General features: G+C 56.2%; 16 protein-coding genes. 11 read left to right on the top strand and 5 right to left on the bottom strand.

Annotated elements, in window-relative coordinates:
- Positions 1–2: 2 nt before the first annotated feature.
- From pqqD to pqqF, 3 genes are read left to right on the top strand one after another with little or no spacing between them, the layout of a single operon-like run.
- Complete coding sequence (gene pqqD / locus ACQG1K_RS09995) at positions 3–281, top strand: pyrroloquinoline quinone biosynthesis peptide chaperone PqqD (protein ID WP_003857508.1); 279 nt, start codon at positions 3–5, stop codon at positions 279–281.
- Positions 268–1,410: a pyrroloquinoline quinone biosynthesis protein PqqE gene (pqqE, locus tag ACQG1K_RS09990; RefSeq protein WP_367075189.1), complete on the top strand. Its 1,143-nt coding sequence runs from the start codon at positions 268–270 to the stop codon at positions 1,408–1,410. Before pqqD ends, pqqE begins: the two co-directional genes overlap by 14 nt.
- A gap of 5 nt (positions 1,411–1,415) precedes the next feature.
- A complete protein-coding gene (pqqF, locus tag ACQG1K_RS09985) occupies positions 1,416–3,692 on the top strand; it encodes a pyrroloquinoline quinone biosynthesis protein PqqF (protein WP_367075191.1) in 2,277 nt (758 codons plus the stop codon).
- 85 nt (positions 3,693–3,777) lie between these two features.
- Here pqqF and ACQG1K_RS09980 read toward each other — a convergent pair whose 3' ends face one another.
- On the bottom strand, positions 3,778–6,207 hold the full coding sequence (locus ACQG1K_RS09980) for a glucose/quinate/shikimate family membrane-bound PQQ-dependent dehydrogenase (RefSeq protein ID WP_367075193.1): 2,430 nt from the start codon (positions 6,205–6,207) through the stop codon (positions 3,778–3,780).
- A gap of 634 nt (positions 6,208–6,841) precedes the next feature.
- Between ACQG1K_RS09980 and ACQG1K_RS09975 the strand changes: the two genes are divergently transcribed.
- The gene (locus tag ACQG1K_RS09975) at positions 6,842–7,042 is read left to right on the top strand and encodes a hypothetical protein (protein WP_022647949.1); all 201 of its coding nucleotides are present in this window, start codon (positions 6,842–6,844) and stop codon (positions 7,040–7,042) included.
- 46 nt (positions 7,043–7,088) lie between these two features.
- Here the strand turns inward: ACQG1K_RS09975 and ACQG1K_RS09970 are convergent, their stop codons facing one another.
- On the bottom strand, positions 7,089–7,955 hold the full coding sequence (locus ACQG1K_RS09970) for an aldo/keto reductase family oxidoreductase (protein ID WP_023299981.1): 867 nt from the start codon (positions 7,953–7,955) through the stop codon (positions 7,089–7,091).
- Between the two features lie 144 nt (positions 7,956–8,099).
- Here ACQG1K_RS09970 and tcp point away from each other — a divergent pair, with 144 nt between their 5' ends.
- Complete coding sequence (tcp, locus tag ACQG1K_RS09965) at positions 8,100–9,758, top strand: methyl-accepting chemotaxis citrate transducer (protein WP_367075195.1); 1,659 nt, start codon at positions 8,100–8,102, stop codon at positions 9,756–9,758.
- A gap of 9 nt (positions 9,759–9,767) precedes the next feature.
- Here tcp and smrA read toward each other — a convergent pair whose 3' ends face one another.
- A complete protein-coding gene (smrA, locus tag ACQG1K_RS09960; protein WP_023299979.1) occupies positions 9,768–10,331 on the bottom strand; it encodes a DNA endonuclease SmrA in 564 nt (187 codons plus the stop codon).
- Between the two features lie 350 nt (positions 10,332–10,681).
- On the bottom strand, positions 10,682–11,593 hold the full coding sequence (locus tag ACQG1K_RS09955; RefSeq protein WP_046620072.1) for a LysR family transcriptional regulator: 912 nt from the start codon (positions 11,591–11,593) through the stop codon (positions 10,682–10,684).
- Between the two features lie 175 nt (positions 11,594–11,768).
- Between ACQG1K_RS09955 and ACQG1K_RS09950 the strand changes: the two genes are divergently transcribed.
- From ACQG1K_RS09950 to uspE, 6 genes are all read left to right on the top strand, one after another.
- Positions 11,769–13,079, top strand: coding sequence for a M20 family metallo-hydrolase (locus ACQG1K_RS09950; RefSeq protein WP_367075197.1), 1,311 nt, complete (start codon positions 11,769–11,771; stop codon positions 13,077–13,079).
- Positions 13,079–14,524, top strand: a complete 1,446-nt coding sequence (locus ACQG1K_RS09945; protein WP_154051202.1) for a M20 family metallopeptidase — start codon at positions 13,079–13,081, stop codon at positions 14,522–14,524. The genes ACQG1K_RS09950 and ACQG1K_RS09945 overlap by 1 nt, the downstream gene beginning before the upstream one ends.
- A 52-nt stretch (positions 14,525–14,576) precedes the next feature.
- Entirely contained in the window at positions 14,577–16,103 is a 1,527-nt protein-coding gene (abgT, locus tag ACQG1K_RS09940) for a p-aminobenzoyl-glutamate transporter (protein ID WP_367075199.1), read from the top strand.
- A gap of 9 nt (positions 16,104–16,112) precedes the next feature.
- Positions 16,113–16,628: a methylated-DNA--[protein]-cysteine S-methyltransferase gene (ogt, locus tag ACQG1K_RS09935; protein ID WP_032622192.1), complete on the top strand. Its 516-nt coding sequence runs from the start codon at positions 16,113–16,115 to the stop codon at positions 16,626–16,628.
- A gap of 183 nt (positions 16,629–16,811) precedes the next feature.
- A complete protein-coding gene (gene fnr, locus ACQG1K_RS09930; RefSeq protein ID WP_000611906.1) occupies positions 16,812–17,564 on the top strand; it encodes a fumarate/nitrate reduction transcriptional regulator Fnr in 753 nt (250 codons plus the stop codon).
- 137 nt (positions 17,565–17,701) lie between these two features.
- Positions 17,702–18,652 (top strand): universal stress protein UspE, encoded by a 951-nt coding sequence (gene uspE, locus ACQG1K_RS09925; RefSeq protein WP_003857535.1) that lies wholly within the window; start codon positions 17,702–17,704, stop codon positions 18,650–18,652.
- 38 nt (positions 18,653–18,690) lie between these two features.
- On the opposite strand, the gene ACQG1K_RS09920 is transcribed toward uspE, so the two are convergent.
- Positions 18,691–19,803 carry a mechanosensitive ion channel family protein gene (locus tag ACQG1K_RS09920; RefSeq protein WP_022647940.1) on the bottom strand — a complete coding sequence of 371 codons (1,113 nt, stop codon included), beginning with the start codon at positions 19,801–19,803 and terminating at the stop codon, positions 18,691–18,693.
- Positions 19,804–19,848 lie beyond the last annotated feature (45 nt).

Raw genomic sequence — 19,848 nt, 5'->3', positions numbered from 1 at the left:
GCATGCAAAAAAACTCCATCGTCGCCTTTCGTCGCGGCTATCGCCTGCAATGGGAAGCCGCTCAGGACAGCCATGTCATCCTTTATCCGGAAGGCATGGCTAAACTCAATGAGACCGCGGCCGCAATCCTCGAACTGGTCGATGGCCAACGCGACGCGGCGGCCATCATTGCCATACTCAACGAACGGTTCCCGGAAGCCGGCGGCGTGGATGACGACGTCGTAGAATTCCTGCAAATCGCTTATCAACAGAAGTGGATTATTTTCCGTGAGCCAGAATAAACCCGCCGTCAATCCACCGCTGTGGCTGCTGGCGGAGCTGACCTATCGCTGTCCGCTACAGTGTCCTTACTGCTCTAACCCGCTGGACTTTGCCCGGCAGGATCAGGAGCTGACCACTGAACAGTGGATTGAGGTTTTCCGCCAGGCGCGGGCGATGGGCAGCGTGCAGATAGGTTTTTCCGGCGGCGAACCGTTGACGCGTAAAGATCTGCCGGAGCTGATCCGCGCCGCCCGCGATCTCGGTTTTTATACCAACCTGATCACCTCGGGAATTGGCCTGACGGAAAGCAAGCTCGACGCGTTCAGCGAGGCCGGTCTGGACCATATCCAGATTAGCTTCCAGGCCAGCGATGAAGTGCTCAACGCTGCGCTGGCGGGGAATAAAAAAGCCTTCCAGCAGAAGCTGGCGATGGCCAAAGCGGTCAAAGCGCGCGATTACCCGATGGTGCTGAATTTCGTCCTGCACCGGCACAACATCGACCAGATCGATAAAATCATCGAGCTGTGCATCGAACTGGACGCCGACGACGTCGAACTTGCCACCTGCCAGTTCTACGGTTGGGCGTTCCTTAATCGTCAGGGCCTTTTGCCGACGCGAGAACAGATCGCCCGCGCGGAACGCGTGGTTGCCGACTATCGGCAAAAAATGGCCGCCAGCGGCAATCTGACCAACCTGCTGTTCGTCACCCCTGATTATTACGAAGAGCGACCAAAAGGCTGTATGGGCGGCTGGGGGTCGATTTTCCTCAGCGTGACCCCGGAAGGCACGGCGCTGCCCTGCCACAGCGCGCGCCAGCTGCCGGTGGAGTTCCCCTCGGTGCTTGATCAGAGTCTGGAATCCATCTGGTATGACTCTTTCGGCTTCAACCGCTATCGCGGGTTTGACTGGATGCCGGAGCCGTGCCGCTCCTGCGATGAAAAGGAGAAGGACTTCGGCGGCTGCCGCTGCCAGGCCTTTATGCTCACCGGGAATACGGATAACGCCGATCCGGTGTGCAGCAAATCGCCGCATCATCATAAAATTCTGGACGCGCGACGCGAAGCAGCCTGTAGTGATATGAAGATCGGTCAGCTTCAGTTCCGCAACCGTACCCGTTCGCAGCTTATCTATAAAACCCGGGAACTGTAACAATAATGACCACCCGCATCGTGGAACTGGCAGGCGGTTTACGCGCAACGCTGGTGCATCAGCCGCAGGCGACACGCGCGGCGGCGCTTGCGCGCGTGAGTGCCGGAAGCCATCACGAGCCACCGCGCTTCGCCGGTCTTGCGCATTTACTTGAGCACCTGCTGTTCCGCGGTAGCCAGCGCTATCAGGGCGACGATCGACTCATGGCCTGGGTCCAGCGTCAGGGCGGTAGCGTCAATGCCACCACGCTGGCTCGCCACAGCGCATTTTTCTTCGATGTGGCCGCCGATAACCTGTCCGACGGCATCGTACGACTGCGGGATATGTTGCAGGCGCCGCTGCTTTCATGCGATGACATACAGCGCGAAGTGGCGGTCATTGATGCGGAAAACCGGCTCATCCAGCAGCATGATTCCGCCAGGCGCGAAGCGGCGGCACGCCACGCGATGGAAGAACCCACAGTTTTTCGCCGTTTTCAGGTAGGTAGCCAGGATTCTCTGGGGCAGGACACGGGATCGCTGCAAACCGCGTTGCGCGACTTTCATCGGCGCTATTATGTGGCCGGACACCTGCAATTGTGGCTGCAAGGGCCGCAAACGCTGGATGCGCTGGCCGAGCTTGCCCATACGTTTGCGTCCGGTTTTGCTTCTGGTGGCATGCCTGAAACCGCTCCCCCGTTGCGTCTTAGCGCTGAGGGAGATTTTCAGCTGGCAGTGACAGAGCGACCCGCACTGTGGCGTTGTCCGTTAATTCGAAAAAGTGACAGCGTCACCTTATTTCGGGAGTTTTTACTGGACGACGCCCCCGGAAGCCTGATTGCCGGGCTGCGGGCGCGAGGGCTGGCAGAAGATGTCGCCCTGAACTGGCTTTATCAGGATAACGATAACGGCTGGCTGGCGCTAACGGTTGATAGCGAACGACCCGAGGAGATTGACCCGCATATTACCCACTGGCTACGGGCGCTACAGCAAACGACGGATGAGCAGCAGCGGCATTATTATCGGCTGGCACAGCAGCGTTTTAGCGCCCTGCCGACGCTGGAGCAGCTGCGCCAGCGGGCGTTCGGTTTTGCGCCCGGTGCGGCGCCCGTAAGTTTTTCCGCCTTTTGTGCCGATTTACTGGCGGCGCCCACCTCGTATCTGGCCTGCAAAAAAATTGAAACCGCTGAAATTATCGCCAGCCAGGGGTTTGCTCTGCCGCTTAGCCATTGGCGTCGCCAGCCGGTTGCAGATGATAGCCCCATCGCGTTTTCCTTCTACCCGCAGACTGCCAGGTATGTTACGCCAGCCCCGACGTCAGAAGCCGCTCCGCTGCTGCATTTGTCGGCGCAGACACAACCGCCAACGCTGATCCTGCGCAGGCCTTTTTATTCGTGCGTGGAACGGGCGCAGGGGGTGGCGATGGGCAAACAGTTACGCCCTCTTCTTGCTGAACTGCGCCATATTGACGGCAGCGGCGAGTGGCAAACGGTTGACGGTAGCTGGCAGCTCACCCTGCGGCTTCCTGACGCCGTAGCTACGGCGGAACACATCATCGGGGCGATAATCGATCGCCTCTCCCACCCCGCCCCGGCTCTTACGCCAGTGCCAGAAGGCATTGCCATCCGTGAGCTGCTTCAGCAATTGCCTGAACGTCTGGCATCGGATCCGCCACGGGACGGCTGGCTGGCGGCGCTAGTTGGCGGCAGCGTCGCACACGCGCACGGGTTAGCCCGGCAGCTTGGCCTGCTCCGGGCGCCGGTTAACGCTAAGCCGACGCCATTAAGCGGTTGTCCCAGCGGGATCGAACACATTCCGCACGCCAGCGCGGATTCGGCGCTGCTGGTGTTTATTCCCCTGCCGCCGGGCGCGTCGCTCGCCGCGCTGCGGCTGCTGGCATTATGCTGCGAACCGCAATTTTTCCAGCGCCTGCGCGTGGAACAGCAGATTGGCTACGTGGTCAGCTGTCGTTATCAGCGTATTGCCGATCGCGATGGCCTGCTGCTGGCGTTACAGTCGCCTGACCGCTCTCCCGTGAACCTGTTGGGTTGCTGCAAACAATTTTTGCGTGAGCTGACTCTGTGCGATGAGACGGCGTTCAGCGTATTGCGACAGCAGCTGGCGATGCAAATCCGGTCACCGATGAATGCCAGCGCCACGGCAGTAGCCGCCCTGCGCCAGCGCTATGGTTTACCGGTGTTAACACCGCAGGCTGTTGATGCCCTGCAACATGACGAGATAATCGCACTATGGCGCGAGATGACTCGCCATCGCCGTCGCTGGCGGGTGCTTTTCACGGGCTGACCGGACCCGCCGCTTTCTTCATATCCGTGGTTTTTAGTCAAAAAAAGCCCCGTACTTCGACGGGGCCAGGTTGCTTATTTCGCTGTTATTTATCCAGCGCGTAGGCAATCACGTAGTCACCACGATCCGGCGACTGGCGTGCTCCGCCAGCAGAGATCAGAATGTACTGTTTGCCGGTTTTCGGTGATACATAGCTGATAGGTCCGCCCTGGCTACCCACCGGAAGACGCGCTTTCCACACTTCTTCCCCCGTAGAGGAATCAAAGGCGCGCAGGTAGTAATCCTGGGTTCCCGCAATGAAGACCAGACCGCCCTGCGTGGCCAGCGTACCGCCCAGCGTCGGCATACCGACAGGCACTGGCATACGCATTTTTACCCCAAACGGACCGGTATCCTGTACGGTACCGACCGGCACCTGCCAGACGATTTTCTGCGTTTTCAGGTCAATGGCGGAGAGAGAGCCAAACGGTGGTTTCTGGCACGGAATGCCCAGCGGTGACATGAAACGGTTTTTGTTGACCGAATACGGCGTTCCTTTCATCGGAACGGCGCCCATCCCGGCGTTCACGGCTTCACCGCCCGTGTTTGCCACCGCGCTCTGCGGATCTTGCTTAATCAGCTGAACCCACAGGCCCAGACGCATGTCATTGACGAAGATATACTGGTTGTTCGGATCGGTGGACAAACTGCCCCAGTTCATCCCCCCCAGCGAGCCCGGGAAGCTCAGGGAAATATCGGTTCCCGGCATCGTGTACAGACCGTCATAACGCATTGATTTGAAGCTGATACGACAGGCCAGCTGGTCAAACGGCGTCGCCCCCCACATATCCGATTCTTTCAGGGTTTCAGCGCCAATCTGCGGCATCCCCACAGAGCGAGGCTGCGTTGCCGGGTACTGTTCACGTGGAATATCCGCTGGTTTTACCGGAACCTCTTTCACTTCAGTGAGCGGTTTACCCGTCAGGCGATCGAGAACGTAAATTTGCCCCGCTTTAGTGCCCACCACCACCGCGGGCTTGTTGCCCTCTTTCGTTGGGAAATCAACCAGGCTCGGCTGCATCGGGATATCGAAATCCCAGAGGTCGTTATGCACGGTCTGGTATACCCACTTCTCTTTCCCGGTAGTCGCATCCAGCGCGAGAATTGAGGTGGCGTATTTGTGATCTTCCGGAATACGGTCAGCGCCCCACAGGTCGACAGAGGAACTTCCCATCGGGATAAACACGGTATTCATCGACGCATCCCAGGACATAGGGGCCCAGGAGTTTGCGGAGCTGCGTTTGTAGTGTTCGCCCGGCTTCAGAACATAGTTCGGATCCGGATTACGCGGATCGAACGCCCAGCGCAGCTGGCCGGTGATCACGTCATAACCACGTATTACGCCGCCCGGCATATCGGTGCTGACGTTATCCGCAACGCGGCCGCCAACCACGACCGTGGTACCCGCCAGCGTCGGGGCCGACGTCAACACATAGGTTGGATCTGACGCGTCGCCCATTCCTTCATGCAAGTTAACGCTGCCGTTAGTACCGAAGTCCGGGCAGAATTTGCCGTTATCGGCGTCTAACGCGATCAGCTTACCGTCAATGGTATTCATCAGGATACGGCGCTGGCATGCCGCGCCCGGTGCGACCTGCGCTGGCAGAACCGGTGTGGAGCCGGCTACCGTTGGCTGTGCCAGCGGTTTGGTGGCATCAAAGTACGCCAGGCCACGGCAGCGCATCCAGATTGCAGACTTAGCGTTGATTTCCGCTTTCCAGATCTCTTTCCCGCTATCGGCATCCACGGCGATCACGTTGTTATGCGGCGTACAGAGGAAGACACGATCGCCTACCTGTAGCGGCGTTTGCTGATCTTCTGCGCCATTGCCATCCGGACTTTGCGGAATATCACCGGTATGGTAGGTCCAGACCGGTTTCAGGTTTTTCACGTTGTCACGGGTTATCTGGTCCAGCGCCACAAAGCGACTACCGCCAGCCGTATTACCGTAGTGATCCCAGTTCTGCTGTTTCGCCTCTTCTTTTACCGGCACCAGCGGGCGCTTTTCGCCGCTAAACGGCACGGTCGGATGGGGTTGAAACATCTGAACAAAGGTGACGCCCATGCCGATAATAAGGACCGCGCAGACCGCCATCGCCCCTTTCGTGGAGGACGGTTTTCCTTCACGCTTACGCAATGCAGGCCAGGTGGCTGCTGCCAGCACCATCAGCCCGGCGGGTACCATTAATCGGGAAACCAGGGGCCAGAAGTCGAGTCCGGCATCGAAAAATGCCCAAATCAGGGTGCCAAGAAACACCAGAGCAAACAGCCCTACGGCAGAGGATTTGCGGCGGAAAAACTGAATTGCAGAGAGCAGCGTGAAAACCCCGGCAATGAGAAAGTACCAACTCCCCCCTAGGGAAGCCAGTTTAAAACCGCCGATGGCAAAAAACAGCCCCGTCACAAGAAGTACCACACCCACCAGCAGGCACCACGGGCCTAACCAGCCCAATGGGCGGGGATTATTGTCTGACATAAAAATGAATCTCCTGATTACTTTATATAAAGCAGGGTTTTATTAACTGCCACGATGTTAAAACCCTGCACAACGCTAATTGTTCGTATGCGAAGCATAAATTAAAAAGAGACCGTAGACAAAATCTATTATGTCGGAAGAAATGAAAACCAGCGCAATTGCATGGGTTTAACAGGGTTAAAATAGCGAATATCGCTAACTACGTCACCGAGGCTGGAATATATGACCAGCCGGAAGTTGCTTAAAGGATTAATATCAGGATTCCCCCAAGGCCGGTCTTATAGCGTCAGATTTTTACAGCTGAGCCTTCAAACAGAAGATTTAATTAAGCAATAACCATGAATAAGCACAGGGATAAACCTGAGTTAAGTTTCAGGAAGAAATTATCAATAATTTTAGAGCGTCTGGTGCGTTGAACATTCCGTCATTATCAGCACTGAAAATGTGACTTTCCGCATCAAAGCGGACTCACAGCGTGACAATACAAACACTATCAAATCACTTAATGAAGTCTTGAATCGCAGAAAAGCCAAACAGTAATTCACTGTGCTTTCACTACACGTTGACTTTTCACCAAGACTAGCGCATATTTTACAGCACAAATTAACAAGACAATTTTTGGAGGACGTTTTCTATGCCAGCCCGTGATTATCCCGACAAGCGTGTTGCTCGCGGTGTAGCAAAGGAGGCCGATCTCAGGATGTTAAGTGCGCGCATCGATCCAGCGCTGATGGAGTACATCCGCATTACTGCGTATGAAACACGGAAAAGTAAGCAGGAAATCGTGGCGGAAGCGTTAGCACTTCACCGCCAAAGGAATCAGATTGCGTCATAAACAGCAAAAGCCCGAAAAATCCCCCGGGCTTTTGCTGCTGTCTGGATTACTCCACCAGCGTATTTAACGTCTCCAGCGCCTCAGGCGGCAATACCAGATCGGCTGCCGCCAGGTTTTCACGCAGATGCGCCACCGAAGAAGTACCCGGGATCAAGAGGATATTTGGCGAGCGTTGCAGCAGCCATGCCAGCGCCACCTGCATAGGCGTCGCATCCAGTGAATCTGCCACCGCCTGTAGTCCGGAAGATTGCAGTGGCGTGAAACCACCCAGTGGGAAGAACGGCACCCAGGCAATCCCCTGCTGCGCCAGCGAATCTACCAGCGCATCGTCACCGCGATTCACCACGTTGTACATGTTCTGTACGCATACCACGGAAACCATCTTCTGCGCTTCAGCCACCTGCGAAGCGGTGACGTTGCTCAGCCCAATATGGCGAACCAGCCCCTGTTGTTGCAGCTCCGCGAGGGTGCTTAGCGGCGCGGCAATCGAGCCTTCCGCTGGTCCGTGGGCGCTAAACATGATCCGCAGGTTAACCACGTCCAGCACATCTCGCTTCAGGTTGCGCAGGTTGTCATGCACCGCCTGCGTCAGCTCCTGGGCGGAAAACGCCGGCAGCCAGGAGGCGTCCTCGCCGCGTCGGGCTCCGATCTTGGTCACAATCGTAAGGTCATCCCGGTACGGATGAAGCGCCTCGCAGATAAGCTGGTTGGTCACATGGGGGCCGTAAAAATCGCTGGTATCAATGTGATTTACCCCCGACTCTACCGCTTCACGCAACACCGCCAGCGCCGCATTTTTGTCTTTTGGCGGACCAAAAACGCCAGGTCCGGCAAGCTGCATCGCGCCATAGCCAAACCGTTTAACCGTACGCGTTCCGAGCGTGAATGTTCCGCATTTATCTATGCTGCTCATGCTGACCTTCCTCATAAAAATGATCCGGGTTTACAACAGGTTCCGCAACGAAACCATTAGTTAAGCAATAGTAAAATTAAAGTTTAAATTCGCTACGACGATAGTATTGATGTAACCCTGCCTCTTCTATTACGGATGACCGCCATGCTGAAAAATCTGCACGTGATTACCGGTATTATCTTTGCCCTCACCATATTCTGTCTGCTGCAAGTTGTCACGGGAGGGTTGTTCTACTCTGCCGTTAACAACGATCGTCACAACTTTCAGAACTCCGGGTTGCTTAATGCCCAGCAGGAGAGCCTGAGCGACAGTGTGAACACCCTGGTGAAAACGCGCGTTACCGTCACCCGCGTGGCGATCCGCTACCTGAAAAACCAGCGTGACCCGGCCTCTCTCGCGGCAATCAATACGCTGCTGGGCACCGCGAACGGTTCGCTGGCCAAAGCCGAAGACTATTACAAAAACTGGCAGGCGATTCCGCAGGTGAAGGGGCAAAATGCCGCGCTCACCGAAGAGATGCAGAAAGCCTGGAAGAACATGCACGAGGTAATGCGCTTGTCCATTGCGTACTTGCGCGCCGATAACTATCAGGCCTATGGCGACCTGGACGCCCAGCAGGCGCAGGATGAGATGGAGGCGGTCTATACCCGCTGGCGCGCGGAAAACAACGTGCTGCTGAAAGCCGCCGCCGAAGAGAACCAGAACAGCTTTACCCAGATGCAGTGGACGCTGGCGGCGATCTTCCTGACCGTTATCGCCGTGCTGGTGGTGATCTGGCAGGGTTTACAGCACCTGCTCCTGAGACCGCTCAACGCCATCATGAACCATATTCGCACCATCGCGAGCGGCGATCTGACGCAAAACGTCGCGATTACCGGGCGCAACGAAATGGGCCAGCTGGCCGCCGGTCTGCATGAGATGCAACAGTCGCTGGTCAGCACCGTCAGCGCCGTGCGCGGCAGCACAGATTCTATCTACACGGGCGCAGGAGAAATTGCCGCCGGGAGTAACGACCTTTCCGCCCGAACCGAGCAGCAGGCAGCCTCGCTGGAAGAGACCGCCGCCAGCATGGAAGAGCTGACGGCCACGGTGAAACAGAACTCGGATAACGCTCGTCAGGCGACGCTGCTGGCAAAGAATGCGTCTGAAACCGCCGCACGCGGCGGCCAGGTGGTGAATAATGTAGTGCGTACCATGAATGACATTGCCGACAGTTCTCAGCAAATTGCGCATATCACCGGCGTTATCGATAGCATTGCCTTCCAGACCAACATTCTGGCGCTCAACGCGGCGGTTGAAGCCGCCCGTGCCGGCGAACAAGGCCGCGGCTTTGCGGTGGTGGCAGGCGAAGTACGGACGCTGGCCAGCCGCAGCGCGGAGGCGGCAAAAGAGATCAAAGGGCTTATTGAAAACTCCGTCAGCCGGGTGAATACCGGCTCGGAACAGGTGAGCGAGGCGGGTGCGACCATGAAAGAGATCGTCGCGGCCGTGACACGCGTAACCGATATTATGGCTGAAATCTCGTCGGCGTCTGACGAGCAAAGCCGCGGTATTGAACAGGTCAGCCTGGCGGTCTCGCAGATGGACAGCGTAACGCAGCAAAACGCCGCGCTGGTACAGGAGTCGGCAACGGCGGCGGCGGCGCTGGAAGATCAGTCTGAACAGCTGCGCCAGGCCGTGGCGGCATTCCGGCTGAACATGCAGGAAAACACCGCTCCGCGGCCAAAAAATACAAAAGCACCGCAACTGTTGCGTCCCGCCACGGTCAGTGCCTCAGGTGACACAAACTGGGAGACGTTCTAGGCCTTACCGTTAACGGCTGCGCTTGGCGTGACGTTCCCAGTTCTCCTGTTTCGCCTCATCGGATTTTCGGAGTGAAACATAACATGCCCCGCTGCCGCCGTGATGCGGCAGCGCCACGCAGAAAGCCTGCACGTCCTCGAACTCAGTTAACCAGCGGGCAAGATAACTGCGCACCACGTTCGGGTGCGAATTCTGCTCGCGGCCCTTCCCGTGAATGATAATCAGGTTACGTAAACCGTCGCGGCTGGCCTGGCGAATGAAGGCGTACAGCATCTGGCGGCAGCGTTCGGCGGGCTGACGCAACAGATTTAAGCTGGCCTGTCGGGCGTATTTACCCGAGCGCAGCTTGTCAATAACGCCCTGCTGAACGCCCTCGCGCTGGAACATCAGCGGCTCTTCAAGCGGCAAGAGTTCCAGGAAACCCAGTGTGAGAAAGTTGTCGAGCTGCTCGGTATCGATCTCCTGGCGAACCCGGGTATTACGGCTTTGCTGCCAGTGGATATCGGTGCAGCGTTTCAGGGGCTGGACATCCTCCATGGCGTCAAGAAAAAGTGATTTGTCGTCAGGGTTCATGGAAATCCTCCGGGCACATCGGGGCTTGTACTATACCTGCACAGGGCAGGGGCCTCAATAACCCTTACCGCAAGGGACAAGTTAAATATTAATCTGATGAATATATATAGCTACCATTAAAGTTATTTAAATATTACTTAACTAAAGCTACAGCAGAGTTAAAATAAGTGATTTGCGTTGAAATTTTGTAAAACCAATGACGTGCCGCCTTTCTTTTTTCAGGAAAGATGTTATACCTAAATATACCTGCCTCATGGATATAATACCCAGGATTTGCGAAAGGACGCACTGCTGTGTGTACTGTAGGGTCTGTCTGATGTCGGACAGGCTCTATTTTTTCTTTGGCAATTTCACGATAAAACTATTTTTCTCGCTTCCCTTCTGAATTGTGTAATTAATGATTCAGCCAGGGGCGTCTGGCGTGCATCACGGCGCTGAATTAAATAATAGGCCGCTCTGGGAAGTGTTTCCACAACCGGCAGCATGACCAGCCGGTGCGCCAGCAGCGGGTCGCAGCCCAGCTCCTGCGGCAGCACGCTCAGGAAGTCACTTTGTGCGACAAGGCTAATACAGGACGAAAAGGTTTCGCAAACGACGCCAATACGCGGTATCTGCGAGCGATGATGAAATATATCCTCAAGCTGCTTATAATAACTTCCCCGCGGCGTTGGCATTGTCCAGTTATAATGAAGAAGTTCATTAATAGAGGTAGCCCCCAACGCCGGATGTCCTTCCCGACAAAATACCGCAAAAGGTTTCTCAAAGAGTTTTTCAAACGTAAATTCGTGATCGTAAGGCCCCTGATAATAGGTGTTGATGGTAAAGTCCAGCTCACCCTGGCGTAATTCATTGATCATTGATACCAGCTGACCTTCCATAATCCGCACCTTGATCTGAGGATGCTGCGCATGAAAACGGGAGATAACGGCGGGCATCAGGCTGCGCGCCACGCTGGCACCCATCCCAATATTGATCTGCCCGGTCAGCTCCCCCTGACGCTGACGGATATCATCCTGCGCTGCGCGAAGCTCTTCCAGAATCAAATTAGCGCGGTGATAAAACCCTTCCCCGCACTCGGTCAGGGCGACACCTTTACTCCGGCGCACAAACAGCTGTGCCGCCATGCCCTCTTCCAGCTCTTTAATGGATTTAGTCAGCGCGGGCTGCGAAAGATTCAGCACCCGGCTGGCTCCGCGAATACTGCCCTGACGCGCCACTTCAACAAAAGCCCGAATTTGATGAAATTTAATCTGAAATGACATAGCCCGACCGATAACCGTTGTTTATCAGAGTAAAGAAACTGTCATCTACTTTAATGGAATTGGATGTGCGAGGGTAATTCCTGAACGGTTAAAACTGTGAAAAATCGCTTAGTGATAAGTAAAAACTATCACAGCGTGAAGCAGTTCACATATTTTAATGATGACAGGAAAAGATATGAACGCACTGGCGCAGTACATCCATACATTAGCCCCCCAACTGAGCGCATGGCGTCGCGATTTTCACCATTTCGCGGAATCCGGCTGGGTGGAGTTTCGCACTGCCGCGAAAGTCTCGGAGATCCTGGACTCGCTGGGTTACGAGCTGGCGATGGGTCGCGATGTCGTGGATGCCGAAAGCCGGATGGGGTTGCCCGATGACGCAACCCTGGCGCGGGAATTTGCCCGCGCCCGCGCGCAAGGCGCACCGGAAAAATGGCTCGCGCCGTTCGAAGGCGGGTTCACCGGCATTGTCGCGACCCTGAATACTGGTCGCCCCGGCCCGACGCTGGCCTTTCGCGTGGACATGGATGCGCTTGATCTGAGCGAAGCGCATGACGACAGCCACCGGCCGTACCGCGACGGTTTTGCCTCCTGCAACCCGGGCATGATGCACGCCTGCGCGCACGACGGCCACACCACCATTGGTCTGGGGCTGGCGCAGGTGCTTAAGCAGTATGAAGCCCAGCTCAACGGCACCATCAAACTGATCTTCCAGCCTGCCGAAGAGGGTACGCGCGGCGCCCGCGCTATGGTCGCTGCAGGGGCGCTGGACGACGTGGACTACTTTACCGCCATTCATATTGGAACTGGCGTTCCGGAAGGGACGGTGATCTGCGGCAGCGATAACTTCATGGCGACCACCAAATTTGACGTGCGCTTTACCGGCGTTGCCGCACACGCTGGTGGTAAACCGGAAGAGGGCCGTAACGCCCTGCTCGCGGCGGCCCAGGCCGCAATCGCGCTGCATGGCATCGCGCCACACAGCGAAGGCGCGTCCCGGGTTAACGTCGGAGTCATGCAGGCGGGCAGCGGACGCAACGTGGTTCCGGCTGATGCGTTGCTTAAGGTTGAAACCCGCGGTGAAAGCGAGGCAATTAATCAGTATGTCTTCGATCGCGCGCAGGCGGTGATTACCGGCGCGGCAGCACTCTACGGCGTAACAGCCGGGATAAACCTGATGGGGGCGGCGACCTCCAGTGCCCCCTCCCCGGCCTGGGTCGATTATCTGCGCGAACAGGCAAGCCAGGTGCCCGGCGTGACTCATGCCATTAATAAGGTCAAAGCGCCTGCGGGCTCCGAAGATGCCACGCTAATGATGGCCCGCGTGCAGCAGAACGGCGGCATGGCCTCGTATATGGTCTTCGGCACCGAACTGAGCGCCGGACATCACAACGAAAAATTCGATTTTGATGAGCAGGTGATGAACGTTGCCATCGAAACACTGGCGCGAACTGCGCTTAATTTCCCGTGGACGCGAGGTGTGTAATGCAGGAGAACTACGCTTTTATCGCTGATGCCATCGACACGCGATGTCAGACGTTTACCGATATTGCCGACGACATCTGGGATCATCCCGAAACGCGCTTTGAAGAGTTCTGGTCCGCCGAACGGCTTGCCAGCGCGCTGGAAGCCGAGGGCTTTACCCTGATGCGGGAAGCCGGAGGCATTCCCAACGCCTTTATTGCCAGCTACGGCAGCGGCAAGCCCGTTATCGCCCTTCTGGGCGAATACGACGCCCTGGCCGGGTTGAGCCAGCAGGCGCACTGCGCGACGGCGCAATCCGCCACCCCGGGGGCTAACGGCCATGGCTGCGGGCATAACCTGTTGGGTACTGCTGCCTTTGCCGGTGCGGTGGCGGTGAAAAGCTGGCTGGAACAGCACGGCGGCAGCGGAACGGTACGATTTTACGGCTGCCCCGGCGAGGAAGGCGGCTCTGGTAAAACCTTTATGGTGCGTGAAGGATTATTTGACGACGTGGACGCTGCCGTGACCTGGCATCCGGAAGCCTTTGCCGGGATGTTTAACGTCAGCACGCTGGCCAATATTCAGGCCGCCTGGCGGTTTAAGGGGATCGCCGCCCACGCCGCAAACTCCCCACATCTGGGACGTAGCGCGCTGGATGCCGTGACGTTGATGACCACCGGCACAAACTTCCTCAACGAACACATCATTGAAAAAGCGCGCGTTCATTACGCCATCACCGATACCGGCGGAATTTCGCCTAACGTGGTGCAGGCCCAGGCAGAAGTGCTGTACCTGATCCGCGCCCCGGAGATGGCCGATGCGCAGCAGATCTACGCGCGCATCGAGAAAATCGCCAAGGGCGCGGCGATGATGACCGAAACCACAGTCGAGTGTCGCTTTGATAAAGCCTGCTCCAGCTATCTGCCGAACCGTACGCTCGAAGCGGCCATGTACCGCGCATTGCAGCATTACGGCACGCCGGACTGGACGGAAGAAGAACGCGAATTTGCCCGTGAAATCCGCGCCACGCTCACGGCAAACGACCTGCAAAACAGCCTGAAAAACATTGCCGCAACGGGAGCCGAAGAGGGAAAAGCCTTTGCCCGACGCCATCAGGAGACGCTGCTGGTGGATGAAGTTGCCCCTTACGCCATCACCGATAACGTGCTGGCTGGCTCCACCGACGTGGGGGATGTCAGCTGGAAGATGCCTGTCGCACAGTGCTTTAGCCCCTGTTTTACCGTCGGCACCCCGCTGCATACCTGGCAATTGGTGGCGCAGGGGCGTACCTCTATTGCCCATAAAGGCATGCTGCTGGCCGGAAAAGTGATGGGCGCGACCGCGCTGCATCTGCTTCAGGATGCCGACCTGCTGCGAAAATGTCGGGAAGAATTTGAACAACACATAACACAAAAACCGTACGAGTGTCCGATCCCGCAGGACGTGACACCGTCACCTTTAAAATAAAAAAAACACAACACAACACAACACAACACAACAACAGTCCCGAGGAACGCCCATGAGTATGTCATCCATACCTTCGCATTCCCCATCCGGTAAGCTCTATGGCTGGGTTGAAAGGATCGGTAATAAAGTGCCGCACCCTTTCCTGCTTTTTATCTATTTAATTGTCATCCTGATGGTCGCGACAGCCGTGCTGTCCGCCTTTGATGTGAGCGTGCGCAGCCCGGCCGACGGCAGCATGGTGGCCGTAAAAAATCTGCTCAGCGTGGAGGGGTTGCACTGGTTTTTGCCGAACGTGATTAAAAACTTCAGCGGTTTTGCGCCGCTGGGCGCCATCCTGGCGCTGGTGTTAGGCGCGGGTCTGGCCGAACGCGTGTGTCTGCTGCCCGCGCTGATGGTGAAAATGGCCTCGCACGTCAGCGCGCGTTATGCCAGCTATATGGTGCTGTTTATTGCCTTCTTCAGCCATATCTCGTCCGACGCGGCGCTGGTGATCATGCCGCCGATGGGGGCGCTGATTTTCCTCGCCGTTGGCCGTCATCCTGTTGCGGGCCTGCTGTCGGCGATCGCGGGCGTCGGCTGTGGGTTTACCGCTAACCTGCTTATTGTGACCACCGATGTGCTGCTCTCCGGCATCAGCACGGAGGCAGCCAGCACCATCGATGCGGCCATGCACGTCAGCGTCATCGACAACTGGTACTTTATGGCCACTTCGGTGATTGTCCTGACGATTGTCGGGGGGCTGATTACCGATAAGATCGTTGAGCCGCGCCTGGGTAAATGGGAAGGCCGGAGCGATGAAAAGCTGGAGACGCTGAGCAAAGAGCAGCAGTTCGGCCTGCGCGTCGCAGGGATCGTCTCGCTGGCGTTCATTGCGGCTGTGGCGCTGATGGTGGTGCCGGAGAATGGCGTGTTGCGCGATCCGATCAAACACACCGTACTTCCCTCGCCGTTTATTCAGGGTATTGTGCCGCTGATAATTCTCTTCTTCTTCGTCGTTTCGCTCGCCTACGGCATCGCTACCGGTAAAATCCGCCGTCAGGGAGATCTGCCGCACCTGATGATCGAGCCGATGAAGGAGATGGCGGGTTTTATCGTGATGGTGTTCCCGCTGGCGCAGTTTGTGGCCATGTTTAACTGGAGCAACATGGGCAAATTTATGGCCGTGAGCCTGACGGACGCGCTGGAGGCGGCGGGGTTGAGCGGGGTTCCGGCGTTTGTCGGCCTGGCGCTGCTGTCGTCCCTGCTGTGCATGTTTATTGCCAGCGGGTCGGCCATCTGGTCGATTCTGGCCCCCATCTTTGTCCCCATGTTTATGATGCTCGGCTTTCATCCGGCGTTCGCCCAGATCCTGTTCCGTGTCGCCGATTCTTCGGTGATCCCGCTGGCGCCCGTGTCACCCTTCGTTCCGCTGTTTTTAGGCTTCCTGCAACGCTACAGACCGGAGGCTAAGCTGGGTACCTACTATTCGTTGGTCTTGCCCTATCCGCTTATCTTCTTAGGGGTATGGCTGGTGATGCTGGTGGCGTGGTATCTTGTCGGCCTGCCGATTGGACCGGGTATTTACCCGAGGCTGAACTAAGGAATACTGATGCTGAGATTACTCGAAGACAAGATTGCGACACCGCTGGGGCCGCTGTGGGTTATCGCGGATGAAGCGTTCAATCTTCGCGCTGTTGAGTGGGAAGAGCACAGCGACCGGATGGTTGAGCTGCTCAACATTCATTATCGCGCCGAGGGTTACGAGCGTATTACAGCCCGTAATCCTGGCGGGCTGAGCGATAAACTGGCGGCCTACTTCGAGGGCGATCTCAGCATTATTAATACCCTGCCAACCGCCACGGCGGGTACCCCTTTTCAGCGTGAGGTGTGGCAGGCGCTGCGTAACATTCCCTGCGGGCAGGTGATGCACTACGGTCAGCTGGCAGAGCAGCTTGGCCGTGCCGGCGCGGCGCGCGCAGTCGGTGCGGCGAATGGCTCAAATCCCGTCAGCATTGTGGTGCCTTGCCATCGCGTGATCGGGCGCAACGGCACCCTCACCGGCTATGCCGGGGGAGTACAGCGTAAAGAGTGGCTGCTGCGTCACGAAGGGTATTTTCTGCTGTAATTCCCAGGCTTTTTGTGCTTAATTTTCTTCCTGTTAGGCTAATAATCCTTAATCATTCTGTGGAATTTCAAGGAGATGGCAGCTCGCTGCCGTCTCTTGTCTTTATTGGGGGTTTGCCAGACTTACGTCCTTACCAAAAAGATGTTAAAATTGACCAATATCAATTAAGGCTTGAGCAAACCTATGATCCCGGAAAAGCGAATTATACGACGCATTCAGTCTGGCGGTTGTGCTATCCATTGCCAGGATTGCAGCATCAGCCAGCTCTGTATCCCGTTTACTCTGAATGAGCATGAACTCGATCAGCTTGACAATATCATCGAGCGCAAAAAGCCTATTCAGAAAGGGCAGACGCTGTTTAAAGCGGGAGACGAACTGAAATCGCTCTATGCTATCCGTTCTGGCACCATCAAAAGCTACACCATTACCGAACAGGGCGACGAGCAGATCACTGGCTTCCATCTGGCGGGCGATTTAGTCGGCTTTGACGCCATCGGCAGTGGCCATCACCCGAGTTTTGCTCAGGCGCTGGAAACCTCTATGGTTTGTGAAATCCCGTTTGAAACGCTGGACGATCTGTCCGGTAAGATGCCGAACCTGCGTCAGCAGATGATGCGTCTGATGAGCGGTGAGATCAAAGGCGATCAGGATATGATCCTGCTGCTTTCCAAAAAGAATGCCGAAGAGCGTCTGGCCGCCTTTATCTATAACCTCTCCCGCCGTTTCGCGGAACGTGGCTTCTCCCCACGCGAATTCCGTCTGACCATGACGCGTGGCGATATTGGTAACTATCTGGGCCTGACCGTGGAAACCATCAGCCGTCTGCTGGGTCGTTTCCAGAAGAGCGGAATGCTGGCGGTTAAAGGTAAGTACATCACCATTGAAAACGGTGAAGCCCTGGCCATTCTGGCGGGTCACTCACGTAACGTGGCATAACTCTCCCGGATATCTTATGCCAGGTCGATAAATTTTCATGATTATTGATATGGCAAAAACTTCCCCCCTGTTTCATTCAAGATATATAGGTTACTCTTTTACTTACAGACTGTGGTGACAGTAGTAAGGAGACCTGTATGGCAAAGTATCAAAATATGCTGGTGGCTATCGATCCGAATCAGGACGATCAGCCAGCATTACGACGTGCTGTGTATTTACATCAACGGATTGGTGGCAAAATTAAAGCCTTTTTGCCGATTTATGACTTCTCATACGAGATGACCACCCTTCTGTCGCCTGACGAGCGCACCGCTATGCGTCAGGGAGTGATCAGCCAGCGTACCGCGTGGATCCGCGAGCAGGCGAAGTATTATCTGGAAGCGGGCGTACCTATCGATATCAAGGTGGTCTGGCACAACCGCCCTTTCGAAGCCATTATTCAGGAAGTGGTGGCCGGTGGGCATGACCTGCTGCTGAAAATGGCGCACCAGCATGACAAACTGGAATCCGTGATTTTCACCCCGACCGACTGGCACCTGCTGCGCAAATGCCCTTGTCCGGTATGGATGGTGAAAGATCAGCCGTGGCCTGAGGGCGGGAAAGCCGTCGTGGCGGTCAATCTGGCCAGCGAAGAGGATTATCACAATTCGCTGAACGAGAAGCTGGTGAAGGAGACCCTTCAGCTTGCCGACCAGGTTAACCATACCGAAGTCCATCTGGTGGGAGCCTATCCGGTTACGCCAATCAATATCGCCATCGAGCTGCCTGAATTTGACCCGAGCGTGTATAACGATGCGATTCGCGGTCAGCATCTGCTAGCCATGAAAGCGCTGCGCCAGAAATTCAGTATCGATGAGAACATGACCCACGTAGAAAAAGGGTTACCGGAAGAGGTTATTCCGGATCTGGCGGAGCATTTGCAGGCCGGGATTGTGGTGCTGGGCACCATTGGCCGGACCGGTATTTCTGCCGCGTTCCTGGGTAATACCGCCGAGCAGGTGATCGACCATCTTCGCTGCGACCTTCTGGTTATCAAGCCGGATCAGTATCAGACGCCGGTTGAACTGGACGATGAGGAAGACGATTGACCCCAAAATGAAAGCCCGCCGGTAACGGCGGGCTTTTTTTATTGCGCTTCGCTCAACCGTTGCGCCGGTGCCTCGTCGCCAGCATTCATCCAGGGCGCGTGCAGAACCATGCTCGGCAGCGCCAGCTTGATCTCCTGCTGGTTCAGCCCCTCCAGAATACGAATATTGATCTCCTGCTGAATATCCATGTACTTGTTGTAATCCGCCGTATTAACGATATGGACCACCTCGAAGGTCAGGCGATCGCGATCGAAGCCCAGGAAATGGGCGCGGTCAAACTTCGTTTCCCCGACGTCGGTAATGATCTGTTTGACCATATCACCCACTGAACGCAGTTTTTCCGGCGCCGTGTCGCTGGCGACCCCGAAGGTAAAGACGATCCGGCGCGTTTGCATCCGCTTGTAGTTATGCAGCGTCTGTTGCAGCAGGATAGCGTTCCCACAGACAATTTGCTCCCCGCTCAGGCTACGGATACGAGTGGTTTTCAGGCCGATGTGCTCTACCGTCCCGGCGACATCGTTAAACACCACAAAATCGCCGATTTCGAACGGCTTATCAAAACCGATGGAGAGCGATGCAAACACGTCGCTCAGGATCGTTTGCACCGCGAGGGCGATAGCAATACCCCCTACCCCAAGGCTGGCAACCAGAGCAGTGATGTTGACGCCCGCGTTAGCAAGAATAGACAGCAGCATCACTGACCAGACAATGGCACGGAGGATAAGCCCCGTGATCACCAGCGTCACCGGGTTTTTATGGCTTCCCGGCGCCAGCATGACGTGACGAAGCCACGACACCACCCCCTGATCCATCCACAGCGCCACCTGGATAGCGAAGACCAGGAACCAGGCGTGGCTCACGGTACCAAAGAGATGATCCGGTAAGTCGACGAAACGCAGGCTGAACAGCAGCGCCACGACAAAAAGCAGGAAGCGGCTGGTGCGGTTAAGCATATCCGTCAGGATAAAACGCATCCGGTTGGTGGTGGGATGCTTGTCGCCCCAGGTGGTGATCCCTTTCTTAACAAAGGCGATCAGGCGCGTCAGCAGCCAGTACACCAGCAGAGTTACAAAGACTACCGTGGCGACGCCAATCCAGAATGATGGCGTCATCATCAGCGCGATGATGTCAAAGCGGGACAGAAATTGCATTACACCTCCTCGTATTACACAAAGGGTAAAGTATAGACAGAGGAG

The organism is Enterobacter cloacae complex sp. 402C9 (genome assembly GCF_050030745.1).
Taxonomy (GTDB): Bacteria; Pseudomonadota; Gammaproteobacteria; order Enterobacterales; family Enterobacteriaceae; genus Enterobacter; species Enterobacter intestinihominis.
This window is presented reverse-complemented; position numbering and strand designations above follow the sequence as displayed.